We start from the raw sequence: 22,300 nt of genomic DNA, 5'->3' as shown, positions 1-22,300 counted from the left end.
AGGGGCACCGCCATGACCCTTCCCAGCTTCCGCCTGGATCAGCAGACCGCCCTCGTCACCGGCGCCGCGAGCGGCATCGGCCGGGCCATCGCGGCCGGACTCGCGAGGTCCGGAGCGAACGTCGCCTGCTTCGACCTGCCCGGGCCCGGCCTCGACGAGGCCTGCAAGGAGATCGAGGCCGCCGGCGGCCGCGCCCTGCCGATCAGCGGCGACGTCACCGACGCGGCATCGCTCACCGCCGCCGTCGAGCAGACCCGGAGCACGCTCGGCCCGCTGACGCTCGCCGTCAACAGCGCCGGGATCGCCAACGCCTCCCCCGCCGAGGAGATGACCCGCGAGCAGTGGCAGCGCGTCCTCGACATCAACGTCACCGGCCTGTTCCTGTCCTGCCAGGCAGAAGGCCGGGCCATGCTGGACCACGGCCGGGGCGCGATCGTGAACATCGCCTCGATGTCCGGCACGATCGTCAACCGCGGCCTCCTGCAGGCCCACTACAACGCCTCGAAGGCCGCCGTCATCCACCTCACCCGCAGCCTGGCGATGGAGTGGTGCCGGCGCGGCGTCCGGGTGAACTCCATCAGCCCGGGTTACACGGCGACGCCGATGAACACCCGGCCCGAGGTCGCCGACCAGGTCCGCCAGTTCGAGGCCGACACCCCGCTGGGCCGGATGGCCACCGTCGACGAGATGGTCGGCCCGGCGGTGTTCCTGCTCAGCGAGGCCGCCGCCTTCTGCACCGGCGTCGACCTGCTCGTCGACGGCGGGTTCACCTGCTGGTGACAGCACCGAAGACCACTTGACCTGATCTCGACCGAAGGACGCAGACCCATGCCACTCACCGCCGAACACGCGACAATGCCGGTCTTCGGGCAGCTGCCGCCGCACAGCAGCCGGGACCGGCAGATCGCCCACATCGCCGAGGCCGCCCGCCAGATCCGCATCCAGGACCTCAAGCTCGTCCACCACGCGGGTGCCGGTCACATCGGCGGCGACTTCTCGGCCGTCGACATCCTGGCCACCCTGTACGGTGCCGTGCTCAACGTGACCCCCGAGAGCGTCGACGACCCCGACCGGGACCGGTTCATCCTGTCCAAGGGCCATGTCGCCGGCGCGCTGTACACCACGCTGGCCGCCTTCGGCTTCCTGCCGGTGGAGGAGCTCGCCACGTTCCTCAAGCCGCTGTCGAACCTGAACGGCCACCCCAACCGCACCAAGGTGAAGGGCGTGGAGGCCAACACCGGGCCGCTCGGGCACGGCCTGCCGATCGCGGTCGGTCTCGCCCTGTCCGCCCAGCTCGACGTGTCCCGCCGGCGCACCTACGTCCTCACCGGCGACGGCGAGCTCCAGGAAGGCAGCAACTGGGAGGCGATGATGGCGGCCTCCCAGTACGAGCTCGACAGGCTGACGGTCATCGTCGACCGCAACCGCCTGCAGCAGGGCGCCACGGTCCGCCAAACCAACGACCTGGACCCGCTCGACGCCAAGGCCGCAGCCTTCGGGTTCGCCGTCGTGGAGGTCAACGGGCACGACCACGGCGAGCTCTACGACGTGCTGTCGTCGGTGCCCTTCCGGCCCGGCAAGCCCACCTTCGTCATCGCCCACACGCACAAGGGCCACCCGATCTCGTACATGAGCAACAACGTCGCCTGGCACCACCGGGTGCCGTCGGCCGACGAGTTCCAGCAGGCGCTCGACGAGCTCCAGACCTTGCCGACCGCCACCCGCAACTGAGGAGAACCGTCATGCCCGCCACAGCCCCGCAGGGACCGATCAGCGACCGGCCACGGTTCGACTGCCGCAACGCCTACGTCAAGGCCCTCGCCGACCTGGCCCAGGAGGACCACCGCATCGTCGGGGTCGTCAACGACTCGGTCGGATCCAGCAAGCTCGACGCCTTCAAGAAGGCCTTCCCGGACCGCCTCATCAACGTCGGCATCGCCGAGCAGGACATGGTCGGTGTCGCGGCCGGCCTCGCCAACGGCGGCCGCATCCCGTTCGTGTCCGCCGCGTCGAGTTTCCTGACCGCCCGAGCTCTGGAGCAGATCAAAGCCGACGTCGCCTACTCCAACCGCAACGTCAAGCTCTGCGGTATGAGCCCCGGCATGGCCTACGGCGAGCTGGGCCCGACCCACCACTCCATCGAGGACATCGCCTGGCTCCGCGCCATCGACAACATGACGATCATCGTCCCGGCCGACCCGGTCGAGACCGCCGCCGCGATGCGCTGGGCCGCGGCCACCGAAGGTCCCGCCTTCATCAGGGTCAGCCGGATGAGCGTGCCCGAGATCTACCCCGAGGACTACGAGTTCGTCCCGGGCAAGGCCATCACGGTACGCGACGGCGACGACGTCACCATCATCAGCAACGGCACCGTGCTCTGGCGCGCCCTGGCGGCCGCCGAGCAGCTCGCAGCGGACGGTATCGAGGCCCGGGTGCTCTCCATGCCGACCGTGAAGCCCCTCGACGTCGACGCCGTGGTCACCGCGGCACGGGAGACGGCCGGCATCGTCACCGCCGAGGAGGCGACCGTCGCCGGCGGCCTGGGCGGCGCCGTCGCCGAGACGGTCGTCAGGCACCACCCCACCCGGGTGGACATCCTGGGCGTGCCGGAGTTCGCGCCGACGGGCTCGGCCGGCTTCCTGCTCGACCGCTACGGCATGTCCCCCGACGGCATCGCCGACAAGGCCCGGGGGCTCATGCGTCGCACGTGACCCGTCGAACGAGCCGCGGACCCGCCGGCTCCGGACCGCAAGACGGCCCGTGCCCGTCAGGCCCTCGGCGCCGTGCGACGGGCCTGCACCGATACGGCCGGCCGCCGGAGGCGGGGCCCGCCACAACGGCGAACGGCGGCCCGACCGGTTGGTCGGGCCGCCGTCGGCGAAGCATCGATCAGAGCGGGCGGATGTTCTCCGCCTGCGGGCCCTTCTGGCCCTGCGTGATGTCGAACTCGACCTTCTGGTTCTCGTCGAGGCTGCGGTAGCCGCTCGTCGCGATCGCCGAGAAGTGGGCGAAGACGTCGGCGCCGCCGTCGTCCGGGGTGATGAAACCGAAGCCCTTGTCGGCGTTGAACCACTTCACGGTGCCTGTAGTCATGTCTGCTCCCTCGCAGGCTGTCCGAGACCGCACGGTGCGGACTCTTACGCCGCCGCGTTGATCACCCGCGTCGAAACGACACGACAAACAAAAGGCGCCTGGACGGGTTCAGATACCCCATCAGGCGCCGGACTGCGTCTACGGAAATCAAAACTGCAACTCGACGACCGTAGCACACACCCGAGCGCCGTCAACGGAGCGTCATCCGTTCAGGGGCACAGACCGGTTCGGTATCGGCAGGCCACCACCCTGGGCGTGTCGATCGGGCGGCCGGCGTCGACGGCGTGGGCCAGGCGGATGAACCCGGCGTGCGTCCAGGCCAGCGGGGTCGCCGAGAACGTCGGCTCGCCGGGAACGAACGCCGGGTCGGCGCCGGCCGGCGGATTGTGGTCCCACACCTGCTCGGCCAGGAAGTGGCTGCTGTCGTCCGCCGAACGCGCCATCGTGTCGAGGTACGCCTGCGCCCCCAGTCCCCGAGCCAGCCGGTACTCCCCCCGCTCGCCGGTCAGCAGCGGCCAGCCACGGCCGATGGTCAGGCGCGAGCCGGCGGGCACGGACTCCCACTGGCTGCCGTCGCGCTTCTCGCCGTACCCGTCGAAGCTGGACCGATGCCAGAACGGGCCGTTCGCGGTGGTGTAGCGCAGCTCCCGGTCGACGACCGGGAGGGTGGACACCACGGCCCGGTCGGTGGCCGGCTTGACCCCGAGGCGCACGACGTCGAGGAAGCTGGGGTCGACCACCCGGCGCTGGTCGACCAGGGGACCACCGTCGGCGATCTGGATCTGCGCGCCGGTGTCGGCGTCGCCGTTGGCGGTGATGCGGAGGTAGTAGGGGTTGCGGGACAGGGGCCCGTTGGTCGTCACGGTGTAGTGCTCGAGATCGCGCTGCCACCGGTCCGCCGTGGCCAGGTACCGGCGGGCGCGGACGGCGTCGCTGTTGCGCAGGGCGATGTCGGCCGCGCACACCAGGCCGGCGATCTCCGCGGCGATCGTCGCGGGTGAGTATCCGGCGAGGTTCTCCCACCGCTCCTGCGGCGTGTACGGCCCGTTGGCGACGACGAAGTCAGCGGACAGCCGCACGTGGCGCCAGTCCGCGGGCCCTGCCCTCCCCAGGTGCCAGGCCAGCACGACGGGGAAGGCGACCTCGTCGAGCTGCAGGCCACCGAAGACCGCCTCGCCGTCCAGGCGGGAGTTCTGCGGGAAGGACCCGTCGGGCCGCTGCTGCACCCGCCAGAGGTAGTCGAGGGCACGCCGCGCCGCGGCCCGGTCGCCCATGGCGATCAGCGCGGTGGCGATCTGGTACAGGTCCCGTGACCACACCTCGTGGTAGACGGGGAACTGCTGCAGCTCGTTCGCCCACGCCCACGGCTTGCCCGGGGAGGCCACGAAGCCGCCGCGGTAGGTCTTGTCCTCCGAGGCCGCGAGAACCATCGCCGACACGTCGTACGTCGTGCGCCATCGGGCCGCGGCGGCCGGGATCCGCCCCAGCCCGGCGAGGTAGCGGTGCCAGCCTGCCGCGTACGCCGAGCGCGCCGAAGCGAAACCGCGCCGCAGTGCCGCGGTCGCCGTGTCGGCCGCGTCGTCCTCGCGGTTTCCCCAGCCCAGGGCGAGGGTGAGCCGCCGGCCGCCGGCGAGCCCGGTGAGGCGGGTCCTGCCGAGCTGCACGACGTTGCCGCGGGCGCCGGCCGTGTACGACCAGTCCATCCGGTGGTCGTCGCGCAGGTCGGACCAGCCGTCGCTCCGGTCGGCGTAGCCGCTGGAGGTCTTCGTGAAGCCGGTCGAGGCCAGCACCGCGTTGCTCTGCACCCCGTCGGTCGACAGCAGGCCGCCGCGGCCCGACCGCCCCTGGTCGTTGTTGCCGTTGAGCCCCAGACCGACATCGTGCAGGACGTAGACGTCGTAGGGACGGCCGGTCAGCGACTCGAACACGACGTCGACCAGCACGGCGGAGCGGGAGGGGTCGGTGACGTAGGTCTTCGTGATGCGGTACCGGCCGCTGCGGGCCGTGTTGACCTGGCGGTAGACCAGCGCGCGACGGTCCATCAGGCGCACCTGATGGACGGTGGCCGTGTCCTCCCGGTCGCTGAAGGTGGATCCGTCGGAGACGACGAACTGGGTGTCCCGGCTACCCGGCGTGTCGATCCTCGGGTGGTAGACCTCGCTCAACGTGCCGTCGTTCAGCGTGTACCAGACCTTGCTGCTCAGCGCGGGCAGGGCCGTACCGAACCCGTCCTTGTCCCCGGGCGACCAGGTCGCCGCCGCTCCCGGCTGGCCGGGAGCCGCCGTGCCGGCGGCCGCCGCGGTCGGCGTAGCCGTTGCGGCCCCGCCGGCCAGCAGCCCGGCGACGAGGACGGCGGTGGAGAGCAAGGCTGTCCGTGCCATGCGCCAACGCTAGACCCGGGCGGTCCAAGAGCACATCACCGTACGGGGTCGACGACGGTTATCCCGGCGACGGTGGCCCGGTCGAAGCCGGGCAGGAGCGCCGCCGCCTCGTCGAGTCCGACGGTGCGTCCCACCAGCCGCCGAGGCCGGAGCAGGCCCCGGTCGATGAGCGCCATCATGCCGGGATAGTCGGCCGCGGCCATCCCGTGGCTGCCCAGCAGGTCGAGCTCCCAGCCGATCACCCGCGCCATCGGCACCCGCGGGTGGCCGCCGATCGGTGGCAGCAGTCCGATCTGCACGTGGCGGCCCCGGCGGCGCAGGCTGAGGATCGCGTCGGCGCAGGTCTGCTCACTGCCCACTGCGTCGACCGCGACGTGGCTGCCACTGCCGGTGAGCTCGGCGACGACGGCCGGGATGTCGGTGCCGTCGGCCCGCAGCGTGTGCTCCGCGCCGAGCGCGGCGGCGACGGCGAGCGCCTGCGGATGGCGGTCCACCGCGACGACCCGGGCACCCAGGGCGCGAGCGATCATGACTGCGCTGAGCCCCACCCCGCCGGCGCCCACCACGGTCACCCACTCCCCTTCGGCGAGCCGGGCCCGACCGGCCAGCGCACGGTACGCCGTGGCGAAGCGGCACCCGAGACTCGCGGCGCTCACCCAGTCCACCGCCTCCGGAAGAGCAACCAGGTTGGTGTCGGCGGCGTGCAGGGCGACGTACTCGGCGAACGACCCCCAGTGGGTGAAGCCCGGCTGCTGCTGCTCGGGGCACACCTGGGCGTCCCCGGCGCGGCACCACCGGCACCGGCCGCAGCCGCACACGAACGGGACGGTCACCCGGTCGCCGACCCGCCACCGGCCGACCTCCGGCCCCACCTCGACCACCACCCCGGCCAGCTCGTGACCCGGCACATGCGGGAACACGATCTCGTCGTCATGGCCCGCCCAGGCATGCCAGTCGCTGCGGCACATCCCCGTGGCCATCACGCGGACCACGACCCCACCCGGCGGGGCCGCGGGCTCGGCGACCTCCCGGACCTCGGGCACGGTCCGGGCGGCATCGATCACTACGGCGCGCACTCCTCCATCCTGACGGCCGCGGCCACCCGCCGCGCGTCGGCCTCGGTGCTCGGCGGCAGGGGGCCAGTGCCGCTCAGGCACCGGCGAAGGAAGTACCGCAGGTCGTGGGCGGGTCCGCGGTCGCTCATGGCATAGGTACGCCCGGCCGCCGGCTGCGCGTACGACGGCAGCTCACCCCCGCGCTCCAGGATCTCCAGCCAGCCGGCGAGCCGGTGGATGGCGAGCAGGTCGGCACGGCAGTGCAGCTGCTCGGGTCGCTCGTCGCCGCGTACCTGGGGGCGGACCACCTCGATCAGCTCGCCGGCGCCGATGCCCGGGTCCGCACGGTGGATGGTCGAGCCGACCCGGTCGAAGCGGCGGTCGAAGAGGGCGAAGAAGAACGCGTGGTCGCCGCGGTAGTAGGGCAGGACGCCGGCGTGCACGTTGATGACGAGCGGACCGGCGGCGCCGAGCGTGGCCTTCGACAGCGCGGAACATCCGATGACCACCACCACGTCGACGAAGACCGCCCGCAGCGCGTCCACGACGGCCTGGTCGTTGACCGAGCGCACCCTGACGCGCCGGGGGCCGGGGTCCGCCCACAGTTCCGGGCTGTGCGCGAAATAGCGCCTGCGGTAGGCGTCCTTGCCGGTGATCGCCCGGCGGAGGCGATGGTAGAGGTGATAGATCCAGTCCCGGTAGCGGCCCTGGCGGCGCAGCGCGGCGAACCTGGCGGCCTGGGGCTCGACGACCACCAGCGCGAGGTCGAAGCGGCCGGCGAGCAGCGACTCGAGGTAGCGGTGCTGGTGGTCGTCGCCGCGGATGAGCGCCAGCCGCAGCGGTGTCACGGGGCACCGCCGGCCACCGCCGTGGAACGGCCCGCCAGCCGCTCCACGGCCGAACGCGCCCCCCATTGCGCGCTCGCGCGGTCATCCGCGACGGTGACGACGGCGCCCCGCGCCCCCCGCCGCACCGAGACCAGCCCGGGCAGATCGACCCAGGCGGCATCGGCCCGGGCCGGGGCGCCCCTCAGATCGGCGCGCCGCAGGCAGGCATGCCGGCGTGCGTGGTGCGGGGCGGGACGGTGCGGCGGTGGCAGGGCCGCCGAGACCGCGGACCGCACCGCGCCGAGGATCACGTCGTGCCCGGTCGCCAGCTCGATCACCGAGGCGATACAGCCGTCGATCCGCCCCGGCGCCAGGCTCTCGACGGACACCCGGCGGCCGTCGGCGTGCAGGACCACCTCGGCGGGACCGCGGGTCAGCCCCGCCGCGGCGAGCGCACCCCGGGCGTGGGCCCGCAGCCGGCGCGCGAACCAGCCCTGCGCGCTGCCCGGACTGTCGTAGTCGCGGCCGTGCCCGTCGGCGGTGACGTCCTCGGCGATGCCGATGATCTGGCCGTCCTGCGCCTGGACGACGTACCGGCTCAGCGGTTCGACCGCGGTCCGCCGACCGGCGACGAAGCCGGCGGACCGGGCCACCACACCCGGATCGGGATTCCGGGCGCCCAGCAGCGCCGCCACCTGAGCGGTCGTGTCCGACAGGCCGGGACCGTCGCCGATCAGGAAGGCCGGGGCGATCGCCCGGCTCCCGGCGGGCGCGAAGGCGGTCGCGATGCTGACCGGGTCCAGACCCGACGCCGGCCGCAGCGACCAGCCGTCGGCGGCCAGGCGGGCCAGACAGCGTTCGTCCGTGCTGACCGCGAGGGTGCGCAGACCCAGTGCACGGCCGGCTCGCACCGTCCGCCGTGCACAGGAGCTCGCGTCACCGGTGATCGTCCACTCTCCGGCGATGAGGCCGAGCCAGCCGATCGGCGCGCTCATGCCGCCACCGCCCCGGAGAGCAGGAAGGCCGAGTGCGGCACGGCCGTGGAGCACTGCGAGTACAGGACGAAGCCGTCGAGAACTGATCTCGGGTCCTGGTGGGTCAGTACGAGCACGGTGTCCCCCGTTGCCGCTGCCGGCACGCCCTGCGGCGTGACTTGCGGGGTTCATCGTGCGCGCCGGGGATGGAACGGGCGCTGGAACGCCGGCTGGAAGCCTCGCTGACCGGGGGCCGCCCGGGTCAGTCGCCGCCCTCGATGCGCAGGTCGGGCCGCAGGAGCCCGTACACGAGCATGTCCCGCCACTTCCCCTCGCGGAACCTCGCGCAGCGCAGCACGCCCTCCCGGCGGAAACCGACCCGTTCCAGTGCCCGCTGCTCGGCGATGTTGTCCGCGTCGGTCTGCGCCTCCAGCCGGAACGCGAGTGTGCAGTCCAGCAGATGGCGCACGATCTCCTTCTGCGCCGCGGTGCCCAGGCCACGCCCCCGGTACTCCGGCAGCAGCGCGAGGCCGATCTCGTAGCAGCCGCCGGGCGGCCCGCCGCGGTCCTTCGCCTCCCAGCTCGCGATGCCCAGCACCGTGTCGGGGCCCAGCTCCGGGTCGTCGCCGACCACCGCGAGAGCCGCCGAGTCGGCACCGACGTACCCGTCCTTCTCCCAGCGACGGCGCCGGGCCCGGGGGTCGCGGAAGCCGGCCCAGACGTAGCGCCCGCTGACGGTCGGGTCCGAGCTCAGCCGTTCGAGGAAGGACAGGTCCTGTTCGCAGAAGGGCCGCAGGGCCACGTGATCGTCCATTGTCACCTCATGGTTTCGGTCGCGCGTCTCAGCATCATCGGCCATCGCACCGGAGCGGGGAACCGCGGGAACGGTGGGATGCATCAACCGTCCCGCCAGTCAGCTCACCGCGTCGCCCCCGCCGGAAGCGCCAGGGCGAGGCCGGCGGAGCCGTCGAGAACCATCAGGCCACGCTCGGCGAAGCCGGCGAACGCCGCCCGGACGGCCTCGAGCGGCAGGCGCCCGCCGAGGCGCTCGCGCACGGCGGCGTCCCCGATCGGGCGGTCGACGCAGGCGAGATAGATCTCGGCGAGATCTCCCTCGAACGTGTAGGTGCCCTCCGCTCCGGCGTGCCGGCCGTCGTAGATCTGCAGGAAGCCGGGTGCGGAGTAGTACGTGAGCGTCGGCGGGTCGGGGCGTTCCCAGGCCGCCTGCCAGTCCTCGACGGCCGCGCGCAGGCCGGCGTACGTTTCGGCGGGCAGCGGGTCGGCGAGCTCGTACTCGAAGAAGTAGGCGAGCTTGGCGAGGTCGAAGCCGTCCGGGTAGACGTAGCGGTAGCCGCGCTCGGGCCGGCGTTCCAGGACGCCGGACTCCGGCTCGGTGAAGAGCGGGCTGAACCGCTCCAGCCAGACCCGGCCGGCGCCCACGGGGGGCCGCAGGTGCACGAGGTGCGGCACGAGCTCGGCCTGCTGCCGGTAGTCCTCGGGCGACTCGCCGGGGAAGCCCCAGAGGAGGTTCCACGAGATCGTGATGTCGTAGTACTGACCCCAGCGGAGCACGTTGACGTTCTGCCCGGCACGGACGCCCTTACGCATCAGGGCGAGCACCCGGGTGCTCAGCGACTCGATGCCGGGCTGCAGGTGGGTCACGCCGCCCTGGCGCAGCAACCTCAGCTGCTCCCGGCTCAGGTTGGCCTTGACCTCGTAGAAGATGTCGTACGTCGTGCCGGCGGCGGCGAGCCCGGGGAACAGGCCGGTCAGGTACGAGGGGTCCACGATGTTGTCCACGGCCTCGAAGCGGAAGCTGCGGTAGCGCCGCGCCTGGGCGGCCAGCTCGGCGGACACCCGGGGCGCCGACTTGGCCCGGAAGCTCATGGTCGAGCCGTTGAGACCGCAGAACGTGCAGTGGTGCTTCGCGCCCCACCAGCACCCGCGGGCCGACTCGAAGGGGATGCGGATGGTGCGGAGCCCGGCTCGCGGCTGGAGCCCCAGCGCTTCCGCCCGGTCGAAGTACTCGTCGTAGTCCGGCAGCGGCGACTCGTCCAGGCGGCCGTAAGGTGCCCGCGCGGCGGCTGCCGAAACGCCGCCGGGGGTGCGGGCGGCGACGCCGGGAACCCCTCCCGGGTCGGCGCCGGTGGCCAGGGCGTCCAGCAGCTCGGGCAGGGCCACGTCGCCCTCGCCGATCACGGCGTAGTCGATGCAGTCGACGCGGCGCACATACTCGAGTCCCATCTCGTCCTCGAAGTTGGCGCCGCCGAACACCGTCACGATGTGCGGGAAGGTGCTCTTCAGCCGCCGGGCCAGCGCGAAGGAGGCCGCGTTCTGCTGGAACGTACAGGTGAAGCCGACGACGCGGGCCTCGTCCCAGGGGAAGCCGCTCGCCAGAGCGTCGAGGTACGCCGGGACGTCCTGCTCGCGGATCCGCAGCAGCAGCTTCCGGCTGTCCTCGGCGCTCAGGCCCGGCAGGTCGAGCTCGGCCGCGACGTCGTCGAGCAGGGCGCCGTCCGGGTCCGGGGCCGCGGAGCCGAACGCGGCACGGGAGAAGAGCCAGTCGCCGATCATCAGCCCCCGGTCCTCGCTCAGTGACCGGTAGGTGTCGGCACCGATCCGGGCGGCGAGGTCGAGGTTGGCGTGCAGCGTGCGTACGTCGTAGCCGTGTCCGGACGCGACGGCCTTGAGCAGTCCCAGCTGGATCGAGGGCCGGTCGGCCATCATGAACGGCATGGAGACCAGCACCACCGGCCAGGTGGCGCGCTGCGCCGCGCTCGGACGGGCCACCGGGGCGGGTCCGAGCGGGCGCAGCGCGAGGGGTTCACGCCTCGGGGGTGTCTCCCTAGGTCTGGTCACAGATGATCGGGGCCAGGTCCATCCGGGCCGGCGTCACGGCGCCGGCGGTGAACGACTTCTCGAACTGGTCGTGGATGGCGGTCACCGTCGCGTCGGCCGCGGCTCGTGGGGGCTGACAGGGAATGACGACGGCGGGCGGCTCCGCGGCGGGCGCCGCGGAGGCGGCTACGGGCGTGCCCAGCAGGGCACCGACAGCGAGTCCTCCGATGATGGCACCCGACCCCCCGCGGGTCGTTCTCGGTGCACGGGTCTTCTCGGACATCTCTTTCCTTTCGCTGGTCGCCTCGGCACGGTCCCGGACGACGGCACCCGACCCGGTTCCTCGGCACCAGCCTAGCGACCAATTATTATCGTCGATGTCTTTTTTCGACCCGCGGCCCGTGGGCCAGCAGGTCGAGTTTGGACCGGATCGTGGCGGCTTCCGGATGGCCGAAGCCGTCGAAGATCCGCATCGCCCGCAGCCAGGCGTCCCGGGCGGCGACCTGGTCACCCGCGGCACGGTGGGTGTCGCCGAGCCGCAGCAGCGTCATCGCCACCTGGTAGCGGTCGCCGAGATCGTGCCAGAGCGCGAGCGCCTGTTCGTAACACGAGATGGCCTCGTCGTGATGGCCGAGATGGTGGTGCGCGTAGCCCAGGCTGTCCCAGGTGTCGGCGCGGCCCGGCCAGTCGCCCGAGCCCTGGTGCACGACCAGCGACTGGTGGCAGTACTCCAGCGCCTGCTCGTGGTAGCCCAGCTGGCTGTGGTACCACCCCACCCAGTTCAGCGCGTCGGCCTCCCCGGGCGGGTCACCGGCGAGCCGGAAGAGCTCCAGCGCCTTACGGGCCTGGTCGAGCGCCTGCTGGAAGTGGCACTGCCGCTCCAGCACGCGTCCGAAGTTGAGGTGGATCCGGGCCTGACCGGGCAGGTCGCCCAGCTCCGCGAAGACCTTCAGCGCCCGCCGGGCGTGGGCGCCGGCCTCGTCCAGCCGGCCGAGCTGCAGATAGGCGAGGTTGAGCAGGCGGTGCGCCTGGGCCTGGCCGCCGAGGTCACCGAGCCGCCGCGCGGCCTGCAGGGCGGCCTCCATCGTCGCGGCCCAGTCGTGCCAGTGCCCCTGGTAGTTGAGGAACGCGGTCATCGTCCACGCGAGGCCGTACGCGGTGGAGTCCCGACCGGCGCTCGTGGCCAGCGTGATCGCCGCCAGCAGGTTCGGATGCTCCGCGACGAACCAGGCCATCGCCCGCTCCGCGTCCGGGATCTCCGTCGGGGTCACCGCCGCGTCGGGCTCACCGACGTCGAGCGGCACACGGTACGGGTACAGCACCCGGTCGGCGGCATGCGCGGTGTGTAGATAGTGGTCGAACATCCGCGTCAGGGCCGTCTCGCGCTCGGTGCCCGCGCCCGGCGCCCGGGCCTGCTCGGCCGCGTACGCCCGCAGCAGGTCGTGGAACCCGAACCGGCCGGGCGTGACCTCGTCGAGCAGATGCGCGCCGCACAGGGCCGCGAGCAGCCGGCGCGCCTCGGGCACCGGCACGCCGGCGAGGCTGGCGGCCGCGGCCACCGAGATGTCCGGCCCCGGGTGCAGCCCCAGCAGCCGGAACAGCCGGGCGGCCGGCTCCGTGAGCAGGTGGTACGACCAGGACAGCACGGCCCGCGCGTCGGTGGCCTCGTCCTCGCCGACGAACGCGTCGAGCCCGCCCCGGGCCTGGCCGAGGTCGCCGGCGAGCGCGGCGAGGGAGAACCGGGGACGGGCGGCCGCCCGCGCCGCCACGATGGCCAGGGCCAGCGGCAGGCGGGCCGAGACGGCGATGAGGTCGTCCACCGCCTCGGGCTCCGCCTCGACGCGGGACGGTCCGATCCGGCCCCGCAGCATCTGCCGACCCTCGTCGGCGGTCAGGAGGTCCACCGGCACCGCGACGGCACCGGCCGCGACCAGGCCGGACAGCCGGCTGCGGCTGGTCACCAGCACGAGGCAGCCCGCCGAGCCGGGCAGCAGGGGCATCACCTGGTCGGTGTCGCGGGCGTTGTCCAGCACCACCATGACCCGCCGGCCGGCGAGGAGGCTGCGGTAGAGCGCGGCCTGCTGCTCCAAGGTGGGCGGCACCCGGCGCGCCGGCACGCCCAGGGCGTCCAGGAAGCCGCGCAGCGCCTCGCTGGGCTCCACCGCGGACAGGTTGGGGTCGAAACCCCGCAGGTCCACGTAGAGCTGTCCGTCCGGGAAGCGGCTACGGATCCGGTGTGCCCAGTGCACCGCCAACGACGTCTTGCCGACCCCGGCCGTGCCGGTGACCGCCGCGATCACCATGCCGTCGGCATCGTCCTGCACGACCAGCTCGTCCAAGCGGCGCAGCTCGGCGTCGCGGCCCACGAAATGCGGGATCGCGTACGGCAGCTGCGCGGGAACCGTCAGCGCCGGGGCGGACGCCACACCGGCGGGCTCGGAGGACAGCCGGGCGGGCGGCACGACGCCGGCCAGGGCGGGATCGTTGGCCAGGATGCGCTGGTAGAGGTCCTGCAGGTCGGCGGAGGGATCGACGCCGAGCTCCTCCTTGAGGTAGCGGGCCACCGCGTGGAACGCGGCGAGCGCCTCGCCCTGCCGTCCACTGCGGTACAGCGCCGTCATCAGGCTCCCGCGCAGGCGTTCCCGCAGCGGATACTCGGCGACCAGGCGCTGCAGCTCGGCGACGAGGTCCTGGTCGTTGCCCATGGCCAGGTCGATCTCGATGCGTTCCTCGAGCACGCTGATCCGCCGCTCGCCGAGCCGCTCCCGTTCCACGTCCAGCAGCGGGCTGGTCAGCCCGTCGAAGGCCGGACCACGCCACAGCTGCAGCGCGGCATGCACGGCCTGCGCCGCCTCCGGCAGCTCACCCGCGGCGCGGGCCGACCGCGCCCGGGCGATCTCGCGGTCGAAGACCTCCAGGTCGAGGCACCCGGGCGGCAGGGAGAACCGGTATCCCACGTCCGTCCAGGCGAGCAGCCGCGACGGTGCACCGGCGGAGCGCACCGGCTCGAACGCCCGGCGCAGCCCCGAGATGTACTTGTGCACGAGGTTCACCGCATAGGCGGGCGCGGCGTCGCCCCAGACGGCCTCGATCAGCTGCTCGCGGCGCAACGGCCGGTTGGCGTGCAGCGCGAGCACGGACAGCACGACACGCTGCTGCACCGGCCCCAGGACCAGGCAGGTGTCACCCTGCCACGCCTGCAACGGGCCCAGCACCTCGACGCGCAGCGCCGGGCCCGGCGTGTCATCCGCCGCAGTCTCGCCCGGCGTGTCCAATGCAGCCTCCCGTTGCAGAGACAGGGCCACAGTCTACGAGGGCACGGCATGCGCTCATCGATATCGGCGAATTCTGCCAGAAGCGCACGTACCGGGTCTGCCCCGAGATACGGGCCCACGAATACGAGGCGCATCGCTCACCTGAGATACGTACCGCGGTGACGGACCGCCGCATGCCCGGTCGGATCGGGACAGCGGTCCCTCCCGCCCGGGACAGCAGGCAGGGCCACAATGCGGTTATGGCACTACCAGGCGTATCTCAGGCGGATACACTGCGCGAGTCCCGGCCCGTTCCACACCGAGTCCGGGGGTTGACGATGCATCGCTGGCTCGTGCGCGCCGCCGGCATGCTGATCGCCGTCGCCGTTCCGCTCACCTGGCTGGTGCTGGTACTCCTGGCCGGCCCCTCCGACGGCACCGCGACTCGCCCTGCCACCTACCCCGCCTCGCACTGGGGCCGGGGGGTCCTCGTGACCTCGGTGTTCGCTCCGGACAGCGGCCTGGAGGCCCAGGACGTCGTGACCGCCGTGAACGGCGTACCGATCGACGAGGCGGTGTCCGGGGCGGTTCGCCGCACCGGCTGGCGGGTCGGTGACCACGTGACGTACACCGTGCAGCGCGCCGGCCGCGAGCTGCGGGTGGACGTGACCCTGACGGAGTATCCGCTGCTCGACGCCGCTCGCAAGGCCTGGCCGATCCTGGTCTTCGAGGTTCTGATGTTCGCCCTCGGGGCCTTCGTGATGCTGAGCCGGCCGGCCGACTGGGCCGCCCGCGTCCTGTTCCTGCTCGCCGTGATGGTGCCGGTGGGCTTCACCGCCTGGCCGTTCTCGATGCAGGTGAGTGACCTGATCGGCGGCCGCGGACTGTGGCCCCAGGTCCTGGGGTCGGTGGCGTGGACCCTGGTGTGGGTCCTGCTGGCGCACTTCGCGCTGTTGTTCCCCGAGCCTCCCCCGCGTCGCCGCGCCCGGTGGGCCACGGCCGGCGTCTATCTCATGCCGCTGATGCTCTATCTCGGCTATCTGGCCCTCACCGTGCCGCGTGCCGACACCACGCTGGAACGGTGGGAACGGGTGCTGTCGGTGTCCGCGCCGACGCAGCTGGTCGCGCCCCTGGTCATCCTCACGCTGATCATCTGGGCCTACCGGAGGACGTCCGAGCCTGCGGCCAAGCAACGCGTCCGGTGGGTGCTCGGCACGCTGCTGCTGGCCCTGGGCGCCTCGATCCTGCTCAACCAGCTGCCCTCCGCGCTCATCGGCCGGTCGCTGCTCTGGTGGCCCATGGAGCCCCTGCTGTTCCTCCTCGTCGCGCTGACCATCGTGGCCGGCATCCTGCGCTACCGGCTCTTCGACATCCAGGTCATCCTGAAAAGATCGCTGGTGTACGGCGGGCTCACCACCCTGCTCCTCGGCATGTACCTGCTGACAGCGGTGCTGGTGAACCGGGTCGTGCCCGAACCTCCCACGATCGTGGCGCTCGCGGTGGGCGCGACGGTGGCGCTGTGTTTCCATCCCCTGCGGGTCCGGTTGAGCCGCTCGCTGGGTCAGCTCGTCTTCGGCCAGCGGGACAACCCGTTCGAGGTGGTGTCGCGCCTGGCCGGCCTCGAGGTCGACCGCGTGCCGCAGCAGGTGCTCACCGCGCTGGTCGAGACGCTCGCCCAGGCCCTGCGGTTGCCGTTCGCGCAGATAGAGCTGCGGACTCCGGACGGTACGCTGCTCCGCCGGGTCGCCTACGGTCACCCGCAAGGAGTCCCGGTGATGGTCTCGCTCACCGGCCTGCCGGAGGTGGACGGGCGCCTGATGCTCGATCCGGGACCCGGGCGCGAGCCGTTCGGGCCGGCGGACTCGCAACTGTTGCAGGCGCTGGCGGTGCACGCCGGGGCGGTGGTCCACACCGCGCTGCTCGCGGAGGAGCTGCAGCAGGTTCGCGAGCGACTCGTCGCGGCGCGCGAGGAGGAACGCCGCCGGCTGCAGCGGGACCTGCATGACGGGGTCGGCCCCACCCTCGCGTCGGCCGCCATGCAGGCCGATGCGGCGCTCGAGATCCTCGACCGCGACCAGGGCCACGACGAGGCCCTCACGAGCGTCCGCCTCGTCGCGGAACAGACCAAGATGGCGCTCGCCGACATTCGCCGCATCGTGCATCGCCTGCGGCCGCCCGCCCTCGACCAGCTCGGTCTCGTGGACACGCTGCGGGAGCGAGCAGCCTCCTTCCGGCTGTCGAGCGACTCCACCCATCCACGGGGGTTCGAGGCCGTCGTCGTCGCGAAGGACGAGCTGCGGGGACTGCCCGCCGCGGTGGAGATGGCGGCCTTCTCGATCGTCCTCGAAGGAGTGAACAACGCGGCGCGCCATGCCGACGCCTCCCGCTGCGAGGTGTACCTCTGGCGGGACGCCGCCCTGCACGTGGAAATCCACGACAACGGCCGGGGCATCGCCGCGGGATCGGGTGCCGGTCTCGGGCTGATCTCGATGCAGGAGAGGGCCGCCGAGCTCGGCGGTGAATGCGTCATCGAAACCGAGGGCGGCCGCGGCACCCTGATCCGTGCCCGGCTCCCCCTGACGGAACGGGCGGAGGCCCCCCGATGAACGAAGACAAGACGAAGGTGCTGGTCGTGGAGGACCACCGGATGTTCTCCGACGGACTGCGCGCGTTGCTCGCCACGGATCCGGACCTGGTCGTGGTCGGTGAGGCGGTCACCGGCACCGAGGCGGTCCGCATGGCCGCCGAGCTGCTGCCGGACGTGGTGCTCATGGACCTGCACCTCCCCGAGGTGAGCGGCATCGAGAGCACCCGGCAGATCGTCCAGGTCAGTCCGCACATCGCCGTGCTGGTGCTGACGATGTTCGACGACGACGAGTCCGTGTTCGCCGCGATGCGCGCCGGGGCGCGGGGCTACCTCCTCAAGGACGCCGGACGGCAGGAGATTCTGCGCGCGGTACGGGCGGTCAGCGGCGGCGAGGCGATCTTCGGGCCCGCGGTGGCCCAGCGGGTGATCCACTACTTCCAGTCGTCCCGGGGCATGCCCGGCATGTCGGTGTTCCCCCAGCTCACCGATCGTGAGCTGGAGGTCCTGGACCTCATCGCCGCGGGCATGAACAACAACGAGATCACCCGGCGGCTGGGGCTGAGCCCCAAGACGGTCCGCAACCACGTGTCGAACATCTTCATGAAACTGCAGGTCTCGGACCGGGCACAGGCGATCGTCCGCGCCCGGGAGGCGGGCCTGGGCACAAAGCACACCCCCGGGAGCAGGGAGGCCCGGTTGAACGCGGGGGGTGACTTAGGATGACCGAGCCGGCTCCAGAATGGATCTACTCCAGCGCTCCGTACGTTCTCGCGGCCGCCGCCGCGCTCGCCGTCAGCCGCAGGTCCCTGTTACCGCGCTCGGCGTGGGGGCAGATCCTCGCCGTCGCCGGCGCCTCGAGCACCGTCGCCGGGGCCGCCGCCCTGCTGCAGTGGCTGGTGACGCCGCTGCTTCCCCGGGCCGGCCAGCCCGAGCTGATTCCGGCTCTGGTCCTGTGGGCGGGGGTGTCCACGGTGTCGTCCTGGCTTCTGATGCTGCTCAGCCGCCCCACCCGCCGCGACCGTGTCCCGAGACACGTGCGCCAACTCGCCGCGACGCTGCGGACGGTCGCGCTGCTGCTGGCCGCCGTCACCGGTGTGAACGCCGCGGTCCAGGCGTTCTGGTCGACGGTGCCACCGGTACGCCGCGACTTCGGTGACTACCCGGCGAGGGTGTACCCCTACGCCGCCTTGTTCCTCGTGGTCCTGGTGGCCGCCGTCTACCTGGGCCTCACCGTCGTACGCCAGCGGGAGTTCGCCGCCGAGCTCAACGACGATCCGAGCCAGCCCGACACCCCCGAAACCGACGACGTGCCCAAACCGCAGCTGTCGACGTTCCTGTGGAGCTTCGCGATCGGTGCGGCGGTGCTGGTCGCCTTCGTCTGGTATCCCCGGATCATCGTGGCGATCGCACGGTGGTGGGCCGACGATCCGGACCGGGGGACCCTGGGACTGCCGCTCGCCGTGGCACTGACCGTGGTCGCCTCGCTTCTCGTCGGCGCTGTGGTGCTCTCGTTGAGTGTGGGCCTGGCTCGCTGGTACCTGCGCAAGGCCGACGCCCTGTGCGATCCTCGCATCGCCATCGCGCCCTCGACATCCACCGTGTCCAGCTGGGAGTCGATGGGTGGGCTCGACTCGCTCGGTCCCGGAGGCCGGCGGTTCATCTTCAGTGTCCGCACCGCTGACGACATCGAGCACGTGACCGGAGCAGAGAAGCCGTCGTCCCCGCTCCGCCTGTACGTCGGACTCAAGCCGCGCTGGGGTCTGCGCCGGTGGACGCCGCGGGAGCAGGTGAACCGCATGATGCAGGAGATCGAACGCACCGAGGCGCTGGAGCGGGACCACCTGATTCTGGCCGCACCGACCGGCAGTGGCGGCATCAACCAGGCCGCGATCGAGACTTTCGAATACCTGACCGAGGGCGACTGCGCCACGCTGGTCCTGCGGTACGCCGCCCTTCCCTCCGTCCTCGCGCTCCTTCTCGGCCAGACCGGCCGACGGCATTACCGGGAGTTGCATCGCCGGCTGGCGATGACCCTCGCCGAGCGTCGCCGCAACGATGAGAAGGTGCCCAAGGTGTCCTTCTACGGCGAGAGCCTCGGCGCACTCGTCAGCCAGAATGCCTTTGTCCACGACGAAGCGGTGTTCGGCGCCGGCTCCCCGGAGAAGCTCGGCGTGGAGCGGGCGATCTGGGTCGGCACTCCACGGGTGAGCCGATGGCTGCAGACCCCGGACCTCGGTGCGAAGTACAAGGTCACGGTGGTCAAGAGCCAGAACGACCCGTTGGACCCGGCCGACGATGCCCGCGTCTACCTGCTCAGCCACGACAACGATCCGGTGGGCTACCTCGACGGCGGGACGCTCATCGGACCGGTCGAAGCAAAGACGAGTGTTCTCAAGCTCGATCTCCCGCTGCGCCCCTGGCTGCCGGCCGTCACGTTCTTCCAACTGGTCGCCGATACGTTCGGTGCCCTCGGCGACCGGCCGGTGCGCTTCCGCGGGTACGCGCACGACTACCGGGCGGACGTGACGCGCGTCGTCCGGACTGCGCTCGGCGCCGACAGCCGACTGACCGACGAGGTGTTCTCCAAGGTTCAGCAGGCGTTGCAGAAGAACGACGAGGAACGCGAATCCGGAGCGCGGAACGAGGAGACGACGGCGGCCGACGTCAAGACCATGGTCGCCACGGAACTGCGGATCCACGGTGTCGGCGGGGAGGCGCCCGAGCTGACGCTGAACCACGCCTCGGTCTTCCAGGTCGCCGGGGACGATCTGGCCGGGTTCTACCGGCCGGGATCCCGGGAGGCCCCGGCCACCGAGCCGGCTCTGGAGCGACGGGAGGCGTACAGCTGGGGAGCGCTGGCCGAGAACTTCTGGCAGCGCGTGCTCTGGGTCATCCTTCTACCCTTCGCGCTGGTCAACGTGGCGTCCTGGATGGCCACGCCGGACCATGCGCACCGGGTACGGCGGACGGCCGGAGCGATGGCCGCCGTGCACCGGCTCCTTGCTCTGGTCCTCTCCCTCGCCGTGATGGTCACGCTGTGGGGAGTCGGCACCTACATCGTCGGCTGGCACTGCTCGGAGACGGGGCGATGCGTCGCCGGCGACGGCCTCTTCCAGGGCGGCATACCCGTGCCCCTGACGAGCGTCAAGCTGAGCATTCCGGAGGCACCCGGATGGCGCGCTGTCACGAGTGTGGTGCCCGCGCTGCTCGCGATGCTGGTGCTCTACGCCACCGGCCGGCAGTCCCGGATGCGGTTCGAGAACTGGCCGCTGCTGACCCGGCGCGCGGTCAGCCGGCCGGCAGCCACCACGGCGACCGCACTCCACCGGCTCGCCGACCCGCACTTCTGGGCGGGCAGCGTGGCCGTCGCCCGTCTCCAGAAGGTGCACGGCGCCGCCGCGCTGGCGCTGCTGGCCGGAGTCCTCGCCTATCCGGCACACCTCGCCGGCATGCCGGGTGCGGGATGGATCGTGGTGGGTGCCGCCGGGCTGGTGACCATCTGCGTTCTCGCCGTCGTGCCGCAACGACTGGTGGGGCGACGGCAGGCGGACGAGACTTCCTCCGGGGCCCGGCCGAACGACGCGGCCGAGGTCGCCCTGCAGGGGCTGGTCACCGCGGCCGGGGCGTTGCTCGGCACCGCGGCCGTCACCGTGGGCCTGTGGTGGCGCACCGCGGCGCCGCTGACGGACTGTTCGCAGCAACCGTGCCGGTTGACCCCGTTGCCAGGGTTCGACCAGGTTTTCGGCGGGGTCTACGCCGCGCAGTTCGGCCTCCTCGCGCTGCTGCTGCTCCTGCTGCTCACCGGCGGCCGGCAGCGCCGCACCCACGACATGACCGCCGGCTACGAACCGGTGCTGTGGGGGTTCGGCCCGCTGGTCACGGCGGCCATGAGCGTCCTGCTGGGGGCGGCGCTCGGCACCGGGCTGCTGCTGTTCTCCTCTCGCGCCGCCCTCGACTGGCGGACCCGGAACACGGGCGTCGAGGTGCCTCCCGCCGTACGCATCGGGGCGGTCGCCGTCACAGCGGCCCTGGTGGTCGCCGTGCTCGCCGTCCTCCTGCTCAGGGTGGTCTCGTCCTCGCTGGCCGGGCTCTACCGTCCGGCGGTGATCGCCGAGTACGGCCGGGGCGGTCCGACCGGCGCCCCGGCCGACGTGGTGTCCACCGCTCAGGCTGCCGCCGTGGCGCGCCGGCGAACCCAGGTGGCACGCCGGTGGACCACCGGATGGATCGTCGACAACGCACCGAACGCCGCGCTCGCCGCCCTGGCCTTCGCCGTGCTGGGGCTGGTCGTGGCGGCGTCGAAGATCACCGACGACAGCGCACCCGCGACCTTCAGCATGTGGTTCGTGGCCACGCTGACGGCGACGATCATCGCCTTCACGTACGGCGCCGTGCGAGCCCGCCGCCGCAGTCCCATCGCCGTCCTCTGGGACGTCACCAGCTTCTGGCCACGGGCCGCACACCCCTTTGCCCCGCCCTGCTTCGCCGAACGCGCGGTGCCGGAGCTGGTGCACCGGATGGAATCGCTGTTGACCAGGCCGGACAGGGGCGACTTCCCCTACCACTCCGAGAATCTCGTCGTGGTGGGTTACAGCCAGGGCAGCGTGCTGACCGCAGCCGCGCTGGCCCAGCTCGACCCCCGCTTCCTGGACCGGGTGCGGCTGGTCACCTGCGGCGCACCGTTGCGCCGGCTGTACGCGCGGTTCTTCCCGGCCTACTTCAACGAACGCACGCTCGCCGCCCGCGCCGGCGAGGGCTGCCTGCAGGTGCTGTCCTCCAAGCACAGGTGGCAGAACCTCTACCGCCCGAGCGACGCCATCGGGTCCTACGTGCACAAGGAGGTGCCGCCGGGTCGCCCGTCGGTCGCCGACGACTCCGTCGACCGGCGGCTGCGCGACCCCGCGAGCTTCGTTCCCCTGCACGGAGATCTGGCGCTGCCACCGGTACGGGCGCACGGCGGCTATCTCAACGACCCGAAGCTGATCGGAACCGTGAACGACATCATCGAGAACCTGCAGCCCGCCCCGGCCCCGAAGAAGGACCATGCCCGGGCCATCGTCACCGTCGCCATGACCGTCAAGAACGACACCGGTCCCGGCAGCTCCAACGGCGGCCCGCCGACGCCCCACCTCCTGATCGGGCCGTGGCGCCGCGTCGGGCAGATCCTGCGCCTGGTGGTCGCCCGGTTCCTCGCTCCGGCCACGGGTCCGGCTCTCCGGTCCCGCCGCAACTTCCCGCGCGGGCCGGGACAGTGACCCCTGCCGGGCGGGTCGGTGCCGGGCGGACGCTGG

General features: G+C 72.2%; 15 protein-coding genes. 6 read left to right on the top strand and 9 right to left on the bottom strand.

Translation table 11 applies throughout. The annotated features are described in order from the left end of the window. The first annotated feature begins 12 nt into the window (after positions 1-12). From AB0J80_RS28150 to AB0J80_RS28140, 3 genes are read left to right on the top strand one after another with little or no spacing between them, the layout of a single operon-like run. Positions 13-780: an SDR family oxidoreductase gene (locus AB0J80_RS28150; protein ID WP_364710668.1), complete on the top strand. Its 768-nt coding sequence runs from the start codon at positions 13-15 to the stop codon at positions 778-780. A 48-nt stretch (positions 781-828) separates the two neighbouring features. After that, positions 829-1,731 (top strand): transketolase, encoded by a 903-nt coding sequence (locus AB0J80_RS28145; protein WP_364710665.1) that lies wholly within the window; start codon positions 829-831, stop codon positions 1,729-1,731. 11 nt (positions 1,732-1,742) lie between these two features. Further along, entirely contained in the window at positions 1,743-2,711 is a 969-nt protein-coding gene (locus AB0J80_RS28140) for a transketolase C-terminal domain-containing protein (protein ID WP_364710662.1), read from the top strand. A 178-nt stretch (positions 2,712-2,889) separates the two neighbouring features. Here the strand turns inward: AB0J80_RS28140 and AB0J80_RS28135 are convergent, their stop codons facing one another. The 9 genes from AB0J80_RS28135 to AB0J80_RS28095 form a co-directional block, all read right to left on the bottom strand. Continuing rightward, complete coding sequence (locus AB0J80_RS28135) at positions 2,890-3,093, bottom strand: cold-shock protein (RefSeq protein WP_184995226.1); 204 nt, start codon at positions 3,091-3,093, stop codon at positions 2,890-2,892. Between the two features lie 209 nt (positions 3,094-3,302). Next, positions 3,303-5,474, bottom strand: coding sequence for a glycoside hydrolase family 15 protein (locus tag AB0J80_RS28130; protein WP_364710659.1), 2,172 nt, complete (start codon positions 5,472-5,474; stop codon positions 3,303-3,305). A gap of 35 nt (positions 5,475-5,509) precedes the next feature. Next, positions 5,510-6,550, bottom strand: coding sequence for an alcohol dehydrogenase catalytic domain-containing protein (locus AB0J80_RS28125; protein WP_364710656.1), 1,041 nt, complete (start codon positions 6,548-6,550; stop codon positions 5,510-5,512). Then, positions 6,538-7,377 (bottom strand): formyltransferase family protein, encoded by an 840-nt coding sequence (locus tag AB0J80_RS28120; protein ID WP_364710653.1) that lies wholly within the window; start codon positions 7,375-7,377, stop codon positions 6,538-6,540. Before AB0J80_RS28120 ends, AB0J80_RS28125 begins: the two co-directional genes overlap by 13 nt. Next, positions 7,374-8,351 carry a hypothetical protein gene (locus AB0J80_RS28115; protein ID WP_364710650.1) on the bottom strand — a complete coding sequence of 326 codons (978 nt, stop codon included), beginning with the start codon at positions 8,349-8,351 and terminating at the stop codon, positions 7,374-7,376. Before AB0J80_RS28115 ends, AB0J80_RS28120 begins: the two co-directional genes overlap by 4 nt. A gap of 241 nt (positions 8,352-8,592) precedes the next feature. Next, positions 8,593-9,144, bottom strand: coding sequence for a GNAT family protein (locus AB0J80_RS28110; protein WP_364710648.1), 552 nt, complete (start codon positions 9,142-9,144; stop codon positions 8,593-8,595). Between the two features lie 104 nt (positions 9,145-9,248). Then, positions 9,249-11,120: a RiPP maturation radical SAM C-methyltransferase gene (locus AB0J80_RS28105; RefSeq protein WP_364710645.1), complete on the bottom strand. Its 1,872-nt coding sequence runs from the start codon at positions 11,118-11,120 to the stop codon at positions 9,249-9,251. Between the two features lie 55 nt (positions 11,121-11,175). Then, complete coding sequence (locus AB0J80_RS28100) at positions 11,176-11,451, bottom strand: hypothetical protein (protein ID WP_364710643.1); 276 nt, start codon at positions 11,449-11,451, stop codon at positions 11,176-11,178. Between the two features lie 85 nt (positions 11,452-11,536). Next, entirely contained in the window at positions 11,537-14,443 is a 2,907-nt protein-coding gene (locus AB0J80_RS28095) for a BTAD domain-containing putative transcriptional regulator (protein WP_364710640.1), read from the bottom strand. A 317-nt stretch (positions 14,444-14,760) separates the two neighbouring features. Between AB0J80_RS28095 and AB0J80_RS28090 the strand changes: the two genes are divergently transcribed. Genes AB0J80_RS28090 through AB0J80_RS28080 form a run of 3 tightly spaced genes read left to right on the top strand, consistent with a single transcriptional unit; the run spans position 14,761 to position 22,264 of the window. Beyond that, positions 14,761-17,028, top strand: a complete 2,268-nt coding sequence (locus tag AB0J80_RS28090) for a histidine kinase (RefSeq protein WP_364710638.1) — start codon at positions 14,761-14,763, stop codon at positions 17,026-17,028. Next, a complete protein-coding gene (locus tag AB0J80_RS28085; RefSeq protein ID WP_364710636.1) occupies positions 17,025-17,732 on the top strand; it encodes a response regulator transcription factor in 708 nt (235 codons plus the stop codon). The genes AB0J80_RS28090 and AB0J80_RS28085 overlap by 4 nt, the downstream gene beginning before the upstream one ends. Continuing rightward, on the top strand, positions 17,729-22,264 hold the full coding sequence (locus AB0J80_RS28080) for an alpha/beta-hydrolase family protein (protein ID WP_364710634.1): 4,536 nt from the start codon (positions 17,729-17,731) through the stop codon (positions 22,262-22,264). Before AB0J80_RS28085 ends, AB0J80_RS28080 begins: the two co-directional genes overlap by 4 nt. Positions 22,265-22,300 lie beyond the last annotated feature (36 nt).

Origin of the sequence: Actinoplanes sp. NPDC049548, assembly GCF_040676695.1 — a bacterium.
Classification (GTDB): domain Bacteria; phylum Actinomycetota; class Actinomycetes; order Mycobacteriales; family Micromonosporaceae; genus Actinoplanes.
Note: the sequence above shows the minus strand (reverse complement) of the source record. Positions and strands in the feature narration are given on the sequence as shown.